At 33.2% G+C, this 8,686-nt stretch carries 5 protein-coding genes; 2 read left to right on the top strand and 3 right to left on the bottom strand.

The genetic code is table 11. From position 1 onward, the window contains the following. Window positions 1–161: 161 nt before the first annotated feature. The gene (locus ACP6PM_RS14675) at window positions 162–2,000 is read right to left on the bottom strand and encodes a hypothetical protein (protein WP_426585806.1); all 1,839 of its coding nucleotides are present in this window, start codon (window positions 1,998–2,000) and stop codon (window positions 162–164) included. 59 nt (window positions 2,001–2,059) lie between these two features. Between ACP6PM_RS14675 and ACP6PM_RS14670 the strand changes: the two genes are divergently transcribed. Continuing rightward, a complete protein-coding gene (locus tag ACP6PM_RS14670; RefSeq protein ID WP_426585804.1) occupies window positions 2,060–2,755 on the top strand; it encodes an HAD family hydrolase in 696 nt (231 codons plus the stop codon). A 602-nt stretch (window positions 2,756–3,357) separates the two neighbouring features. Here ACP6PM_RS14670 and ACP6PM_RS14665 read toward each other — a convergent pair. Then, window positions 3,358–4,890: a glycosyltransferase family 39 protein gene (locus ACP6PM_RS14665; RefSeq protein ID WP_426585802.1), complete on the bottom strand. Its 1,533-nt coding sequence runs from the start codon at window positions 4,888–4,890 to the stop codon at window positions 3,358–3,360. 1,169 nt (window positions 4,891–6,059) lie between these two features. Further along, a complete protein-coding gene (locus ACP6PM_RS14660; RefSeq protein ID WP_426585800.1) occupies window positions 6,060–7,034 on the bottom strand; it encodes a lysylphosphatidylglycerol synthase transmembrane domain-containing protein in 975 nt (324 codons plus the stop codon). Between the two features lie 922 nt (window positions 7,035–7,956). Here ACP6PM_RS14660 and ACP6PM_RS14655 point away from each other — a divergent pair. Further along, the gene (locus ACP6PM_RS14655; RefSeq protein ID WP_426585798.1) at window positions 7,957–8,658 is read left to right on the top strand and encodes a sugar transferase; all 702 of its coding nucleotides are present in this window, start codon (window positions 7,957–7,959) and stop codon (window positions 8,656–8,658) included. The last annotated feature ends 28 nt before the right edge of the window (window positions 8,659–8,686 follow it).

Raw genomic sequence — 8,686 nt, 5'->3', positions numbered from 1 at the left:
AATATAGAATTTCCTCTAAATTGAAATCTTTAGCTCTCTGAAAAACAAAAGTTTCCCTTACCTCCCTTGGTTTAGTTAATCAATCAAACGAGAGTCAAAACTAGGTTTGATTGATAGACTAAATTCAACATTTATTACATTCTTCTTTCTTCCTTATTTCCTTATTCAATACATTCAGCTTCCAAAATCCATAATTTTTCTGTCTCCAAAACCGAACATTTATCTATAGTGCCAACTATGGCAGGAATATTTCCATTTTGGAGATTAATTCCAATTTGATTTCCCATTTGATAATACCACTGTCTCAACCAACGATTTTTTAGTACATATTCTGGCATAAATGCTCGGCGGTCTAAGATTAAAAAATCTATTTCATAAGTATCAATAAAATTTTCCATCCACTGAATATCTGAATGATATTGAGCAAAAATAAATTCTGTAGCTCGCTGTTTTATTTGATTGTAATAACCAAGATGATAAGGAATGGCATATTCCCAAGCAAACAATACTGAACGTTCAGAAAATGTAGGGATATAATTTACTTCTTCTGACAGAGAAGCAATTAGAATATCTTTTGGTTTTTGAGCAAAAAATTCATATACTTCTGGGGATTGACCTTTTTGATAATCGGGGTAAGGAAAATTTTTCCATAAGCTAATTTCGCCTATTAATAAAATTCCCAAAAATCCAATAATAATCAATCCTGAAATTCTTCTATTTTTGCTGGATGGTTGTTGACTTACCCAGTGAAAAATCCCATCTAAAGTTATACATAAAACAATGGCAGTCGCTATTGCTAAGACTATCCGAAAACTATGATTTGTGTAACGACTTGGTAAATGTAATTTGAATAATAAAAGATGAGCTGTCACAAATAAAGCGACACCAGCTAACAAAATTTGGGGCAACAATTGAATGTTAGGAGTTATTTGTTTGACCAAAGGTAATTGTCTGAGGAAATTTATTCCATTATCAAGGTTATAGGTTTTCTCTTCTTCCTTCTTCCTTCTTCCTTCTTCCTTCTGAAAAAGGTTATAGGTTTTCCTTTCTTCCTTCTTCCTTCTTCCTTCTTCCTTCTGAAAAAGTATTGCCAAGAATAATCCAACTATTAATATGTGAGGCAGAAATAATTTTTTAGGTAGAACTCCACTACGACTGCCGAGAATGAAAAAATCCCAGGCATTTTGTAAGAAAAAAACACTTCTACCCGCTTCGCCAAATTCTGGCAAAACTTTTGCTTGGGATGCTGTAATTACAGGTGCGTAATTACTGGAATTTAAAGCATAAAATAAAATTACCAGTAAACTTACTCCTAAACCTACTCCACTAAATATATAATCCAGTCGATTTTTGCTAAGACAAAATCTCCCTTTTTCCCAGTCTAAAAATCTGAAAATTAAAATCAAAGCAGTCAGGATAACGTATTGTGGATAAAATAATCCGAGGAGAGCGATCGCTACTAAAAAAGGAACTAATGATTTTCGCAATAAATAGTATAAAACCGCCAGAAATAAAGGATATAAAAAAGCTCTTGGTGTACCGGAAGCTATGTCGTCTTGAAGCCAGAGATTTTGACTTAATAATACTGAGGCAATAAAACCTGCAAAAGGTATTGGCAATATCTCAAAACAAATTCCAAAACAATAAGCAGAAGTTACCAAACTTAACCCCAGAGGCAATAATTTATTCAGGAATATTGGGTCTATTCCTACTTGGGAAAATAGCCAATAAAAAGTTTTATAACCCCACGGTGCGACAGACTGAAAATAGTCGGCAATTAAATCGTTGGGAAATAATTCTGGGTCTAAAAAACGGCGCATCCAAAAAACGTGCTGTCTTGCGTCATCTTGTACTATATATTCTCCACTAAAAGCTTCTTTAAGTGCTAGTAAACTATATATCGTTGCGAAGGTTAAACTGAGAATTAGCCAGAATATTTTCTGATTTGGTTTTGGGGTATTTGATGGGATTAAAATTTTTTTAAGCTTTTGGATATACATTGAGACAGGATATGATAGGTTTCTGTTGCAAACAAAATTAACAAGTTACCCCAATCAAAATGACTACAATACTATTTTGGGATATTGATGGAACATTATTAACCACTGGTAGAGCAGGTATTTTTGCTCTAGAAGATGCTGCTAGAGACATAATTGGTAAAGAGATAGATTTATCAAAGCTCAATACAGCAGGAGCAACAGATCGCTTACTCGCAGCTCAAATTTTAGAATTAGGGGATATTACTCCTGATGATGGCAAAATAGACCAATTATTACAAGTTTATAGTGAATATCTACCTCAAAGTCTCACTAGAAAACAAGGGGCGATACTACAGGGAGTAAAAGAAATTCTCTCCTACTTACACCCCCAACGTAATGATGTAATTTCTCTATTACTAACAGGAAATACCTCTGTCGGAGCCAAAGCAAAACTTACTCATTATGGTTTAGATAATTATTTTAATTTTACCCAGGGGGGATTTTCAGATAAAGTAGCAGATAGAAAAGCGATCGCTCGTCAAGCGTTAACGAGTGCCCAAGAATTAGTCAGAGAAATTAACTTAGAAAAAATTTATGTCATTGGAGATACGCCCCATGATATTAGCTGTTGTCAGGCCATTGGTGCTAAGTCCATTGCTGTTGCTACTGGTTCCTATAAATTGGAGGAGTTACAACAACATAATCCCTGGTGGGCCATACCCTCCTTGCCAACACCAGATGTTTTTACTGAAAAGATAGGTTTAGGGAACCGTTAAAAAGCTACTGAAAAAGCAAAACTTTGATTTTCACCTTTGGTAGCTTCCTAAAAATGCTTGCTTTTCCCATCATCAAATCTTTCCATCTATCCCTCTTGAGTCCAGCAACACAAATATCTTCATTTTATGAAGCTCCAAACGACCATCAAAGGATTTTCAGTTGCATCCTTACCAAAATTGTGATATCATAAAATTTAACTCGGATAACTTGCCTATATGTATGACTTTTTATTCAACTAAATTTGCCTGCTCACAGACAATCAAAATATTCAGGAATTTTTTCAAAGAGCAATATCAGTAAAGATGTTCATCTTTAGTAACTTGCCACAAACACTTACTTTTTCCTCATCAAATCTTTCCATCCATCCCTGTTCAGCCCAAAAACACAAACATTTTCATTTTATGAAGCTCCTAAAAATCGCGCATCAAAGGATTTTCAGTTGTATCCTTACCAAAATTGTGATATTATAAAATTTAACTGGGGTAGTTTGCCTATCCACATGACTTTTTATTCAACCTACAATAGTAACGACTATATATTGCTCAGGTTGTAGAAATGATTTGTGAAAAAACAAAATATTACAACCTATTTAGACCAGACCTCAACTCATATCATATAAATATACATAAGACCCTGGCTTTTCAAAAGTATCTATTCTGAGACCAATTTCATTCAGATAATAATTTAAAAATCTTCTTTCTGCTGGAATATGAGTATGAGAAAATAATAACCATACTCTTTTATTTCCCCGGAGTTTGTCTAAGTCTTTTTCATATCTTGTCATCTCAGTAATTGATAATTCTTGACCATCATATTTATCTAAATCATCCACCCCAATAATATAGTTACCTTCTTGATAACCATATTTTTCTGCATAATACTGAAACTGATGTATTCCTCGTTGATAAACATACAAAATATCTCCTGGTTGTTGATGTTTTTTGATATAACTCAACACGGGTTTAATTTCTGAGTAATTTAGAGGTTCTTCTATCAAGTCTATAGCTTTTGCTAAGGGTTGCCTCAGTAATAAGATAATCAAGAAAATACTAATAATTTTGATTGGCCGAGATTTCGATTTTGTCAAAATATAACTTCCACCCTCTGCAATGAGAAAAATTACATAAGGTGTGAGAAATAAAACCAAACGGCTCCGAAACGGGTATTGGTGTAAAAAAGATGCTAAAAAAGTCATAAATAATGGAGAAAGTAAAAGCAACAAAATTTTTTTTCTGCTCAACCAACAAGAAATACAACCCACTAAAAAAGCGACAATAGCTAACCCATCAACCCATTTACTAAAGCCTAAAGGTTTATAGAAAAATTTGCCGAAAGCATCTAACATCCAAATAATATCAAAAGGGGAACCAGGAAAACCATCCCCCCAAGAAGTTGTTAAAGTTTCATTGCCAGTTAAATTTCTCAAAGACACAAAATAAAAGATGATAAAACTTAAAACCCAAGCTGAGTAGATGAGTAATAACTGTTTAATTTTATTCAAGTCTTTCTGCCAAAAATTAATTAGTAAAGCACTACTGCCAAGACTTGCCAATATAAAGATAGAAGGATGAGAAAACCAAATAGCGATCGCTCCGACCAGAGAATATTTAATTATCTGACCCCGGTTCAATTTTTGCTGCACTAAAGGTAGTAATAATAGATATAAAAGTAGAGCTATCGCTACATCGCTAGAATATTGTTTAAGTTCTGCTGAGTAGTAAACTAAATATGGCAAACTAGCAAACAAAGTTAAACTAATAATAACAGCAGATTTAGGAATCAATTTTTTACCTAATTCATAAAATAAAAACAACGACCCGACACCACAGATAAAAGGAAATAACCGCAGAGCATATTCATTATTACCTAATATCTGAACTGCTAGTTTTTCTACCATTAAAAAAACTATCGGCGCACCTTGGTCATAATCCAAAGGTTGGAGTAATTCTAAATAAGAACGATTGACAATATTGAGAGCTAAAACTGCTTCATCTGCCCAAAGGGAACGATTAGCTAAATATTGAATCAACCTCATGGCTACCCCAAAAGCAATAATTAAATATGGCAGTATTTGATTTTCAAGGAAAAATTTAAAATCTGGTAAACCTAATTTTTTACTTCTAATAATTTTCATCCTCAATTCCAGCAAAAAATAACGAAAATTCTCAAACATAAAATATCAAAATCAGCTTCCTATCAAATCCGATATTTTATCAAATATATTGTTTATATTATAACAAAAATAAAAGCGAAATTCTCGCCTTAACAACAGTTATAGAAATGATATAGCGGTTCTCATATTAATGAGGTACAGTATTTTTTTGTATTCCTTATTCCCTATTCGCTGTTGCCTGTTGCCTTCTGGAGTTGTTGCCTAAAATCAAAAATTTGTGTATCTCACCAAGAGGGAGAAATGCTATATATAAATCCTATTTCAGTTGTAATATTTTGTTTGGTAGTATTTAGGTCTTGCTGATTAATTTTAAAAACCTTTATCTGTAAATATTTTAGCCTTTTTATACTTAAAAAAAGTGCAATATTTTTGGTCTAAAAAGCTAAAAAAGTTAGGGTTTTGAGTAGATACAGCGGATTCCAGGTTTATGAGGTACAGTGGCACTAAATTTTTAAATAGTTTTTGAAGTATTGAATAAAGTTTTCATGTCTTTAATCAAATCTACTAGAATCACTGTACCAAACTTACATGGAATAGGCTTTCATTAATTGATAATGAATAATTGATAATTACCTCGGGTTTTAACCGAGAGGATTGAAGATTGGGAAATATCATTTCTTCTCTTGGTAGATTGGAGGCAAGCGTTAGCGCAGCGGCTCTGTAAAGAGCGGGAGACCTCGCCATCCCTCTACCGCTTTTTTCCCCTATCCAAGGGGAGGCTTTAAACCACAATTATTTAATTAACAATTAATAATTAATAATTCGGTAAATATAGAAAAATAAAGGGATATTTCTGCCTCCTAAATCCTCTAAATTATGAATTCGCAAATTCTGAACTCTACCCTCAACTATAAGACTTTTTCAACAAACCCTATTTAGGAGTCACAAGGTAAGTATTTCCTGCGGAAAAAACGGAGTTGTGCGGTAGCAAAACAGCCATCAGCTATTAGCTATCAATTCATTGCCTTTAGAACCGGAATTAGTATTGAGGTATTTAAGAAGCATTAAAAGTATTAGACACCTCCAATAATTAAAAATAAAATCAATTATTATCCGTAAATCATCAATTACTCCCCTCCTGGGAGGGGTTAGGGGTGGGTTCCCAGTTAAGTGTTCCCTGTTCCCTAGTATTATTGAGATTTCCTGAGACTTTCCATCTTGTTCATTCCAATTAAATATTTCCCAAAAAATGGTAAACCTGCAATTGCTGGTAATAAATAACGAGATGTACAAAGTAATCCTAAAGCTGCACCAACTTCTGTAGAAAAATAAGGTTGATAAAACAGAATAAAAGCAGCATCACGAGTACCAACTCCAGCAAAAGTTAAAGGTAATAATCCAGCCAAAATTGCTAAGGGAGATAATGCTAAACTTGCCAAAAATGGAACCGAAGCATTCAAAGCTAGAGTAAAAAACCAAATTTGTAATAGATGTCCGAACCAGATAAATATTGAAGTAGTAGCAATTTTGGTTAATTGTACTTTGTCGTGCCAAAAATATCTGTGCATTTCTATCCAAGAAAGTTCTAGATTATCAATCTTTGAAAATATTTTTTTAGGGGCTATTTTTCTTGCTGTTTGAAAAAATATATTGGTGAATTTGCGAGAAGATAATAATAATAATCCGATAATTAATCCTAAAGTTACTCCGGCAGTCATTACCCAAAATAATAAATCTTTTTCTGGATAAACAATCAATCCAAAAGCACACCATATTAACAAAGAAACTAAATCACAAGCCTTTTCAAATATCACTAGAGATAGAGATAAGCTTCCCTCTAAATGTCCTCTTTGTTTCATGAAATAAGCTTTGACAATATCTCCCATTTTTGATGGCAAAATCATATTCAATACACTAGCAGCTAAAATTAATTGATTTGCTTCCCAAAAATTTAGATAAGATGATGATTTCCTGCCTTTTTTTGGCATTAACTGTTGTAATCGCCAAGCAGTTAACATTGTCAACGGAACTATCATATTTACACTGATTATCATCCATATAGGGTTAGAATTTTCAAATACTTTTATTAGTCCAGTAAAATCAATTTTCCAGTAGATAGCTGTCAGAATAAGTAAGCTGATAATTAGAGAAATTAGTCGTTTCATTATTTATTTATCAATAAGTTTTGATTATTCACAGTAGTGATTATAAAGTCTTTCACTCAGGTCTAAATTACTAGAGATTGCTCAATAATTATAGTAGTTATTATCTCTGAAGAGACTTGTCCTTTTTTCTACTCTCAACTTCTACCTGTTTGACAAGGTTTTATGTGAAGCACTCTACACAACAATGTATGATTGCGTATATCGCAATAATACAAAAATAGGTGTTAGATCATTTACTATGGAAGACTAGCAGGTTTTTTTGTGCCTTCTTACTGAAACTATTTTTTTGTAAAATTAACTACTAAATTTTTAATCCAATCTACAAATACCGAAAAAGATAACAATAGGAAAAACTAGTGATTATAAACGATATTTTTTGGGATTAAGTGACATTAGATGATAAATAACTAAAATCACACAGAAACTTTAAAAAAACGGCTGAAATTTGTGAAGATTTGGTAAAGCTGAGTATTTTACTCTACCACCTTCAATGCACTTCTTCTAAAATATGTATAAACACGGGGTGACAATCAGCTAAAAAAGTAGACAGGGGTTACGTGAAGTAGTCTTGGATGATGAGGAAAATACGCAGAAAGTAAAGTTAAACTTGGGCAAATCACCCTCAACATTTAACCTGAAAATCAGTAAAAATTCTTATGTAGCAAAAGATTATTACTCCCTATTTTTTTTCTTGGCATTGCTGAATCAAGGTATGAAAATAAGAATTGAATAATCTCAAGTATTTGTTACTCAATAGTTTAGCAATTATCAAAAAATACAAATCATACCCAAAATCAGCAATTCCTTTTTCTTTTCCGTTTCCGCATGTCACCCACCCCCTCTCTTAACAAGAAGTCTAGTTCTCACTCCTGAGATCAAAGCCTTTAATCATAATTAAAAATATCAAATCAGGGTGTAAACAATGACAAATACATCTGACTTATCAGTATTTTCCAATATGAACTCTCTAGCAGTTTTAGAAGAAGAATACTCAGCTAGCTTATATAAACAAATACTTCATCCATCTGTAACTAGCAAAGCTAAGCGTTTAATTGACATTTTAGGAGCTTTAATCGGGTTAGGGATCGTAGGAGTAGTTGCAATTCCTATTTGGATATTAATGCAAATTAATGCTCCCGGTCCTCTATTTTTCACTCAGGTGCGCTGTGGTTTCAAAGGCAAAACTTTTCGGATCAGGAAGTTTCGTTCAATGGTGGTTGATGCAGAAAAATTGAAGCACCTAGTTAAAAATGAGGCGAAGGGTAACATTTTTAAAAATGAGAACGACCCTAGAATAACTCCTATAGGTCATTTCCTGCGTCGGACTAGCTTAGACGAACTACCTCAATTCTGGAATGTTCTCAAGGGAGAAATGAGTTTAGTAGGTACTCGTCCTCCTACTGTTGATGAAGTCGAACGTTATGAAGGTAATCATTGGCGCAGACTAGATGTAAAACCTGGTATTACTGGAGAATGGCAGGTAAATGGTCGTTCTTGTGTGAAAGACTTTGAAGACATAGTGGGTATGGATATTGAGTATCAGGAAAAATGGTCTATTGCATACGATCTAAAGTTAATTTGGAAAACTATTTGGGTAGTGTTTAATAAATCAGGTGCGTGTTAGTGGTTGTATAATCTAGATATGAATCGTA

It is taken from the genome of Dapis brunnea BLCC-M229 (genome assembly GCF_050015995.1).
Lineage (GTDB): Bacteria > Cyanobacteriota > Cyanobacteriia > Cyanobacteriales > Microcoleaceae > Trichodesmium.
The sequence above is the reverse complement of the archived record's forward strand: the minus strand, read 5'-3'. Positions and strand labels throughout refer to the sequence as shown.